Source organism: Bradyrhizobium sp. Mp27 (genome assembly GCF_029953005.1).
In the GTDB taxonomy this organism is placed as follows: domain Bacteria; phylum Pseudomonadota; class Alphaproteobacteria; order Rhizobiales; family Xanthobacteraceae; genus Bradyrhizobium; species Bradyrhizobium barranii.
On record NZ_JASAUS010000672.1, the window covers coordinates 1 to 387 of the forward strand.

Here is a 387-nt window from a genome sequence, read left to right on the forward strand (position 1 = left end):
TCTCGGTCATGGCGTATCGCTCTCCTCGAGAGGTTCTGGCAGGCTCGTCACCCGCCTCGATACGCCGCCTTCCTCACACCGTCATCACCCAGATTCCGCCATAGCTCGGATAAAAGCCGATCGACCAACCCCATTGATCGGCATGCACAGGCACGCCGGCGCGTGCGCCGATGGTCCCGATGCGGACGTCGCCGGAATAGATGTGCCAACTCTCCTCGTGCGGATTGTCGGAGCGGCGGCGGGTGAGGGCGGTGTTATTGATCATGACGACAGGATAGGCGCTCATCGGATGCCGAGCCAGCCGCTGGTGCTTGCCGGTGGGACCCGGCCCGGACCCAATAGGTTGGTCAATAGGCTGCCCAGGAGCCGCCGTACCGATGCACAGCG

At 63.8% G+C, this 387-nt stretch carries 1 pseudogene; it reads right to left on the bottom strand.

Features of this window, described 5'->3' with window-relative positions:
- Nucleotides 1-73: 73 nt before the first annotated feature.
- A pseudogene (locus tag QJT78_RS52255) lies at nucleotides 74-387 on the bottom strand (hypothetical protein); the annotation flags it as partial.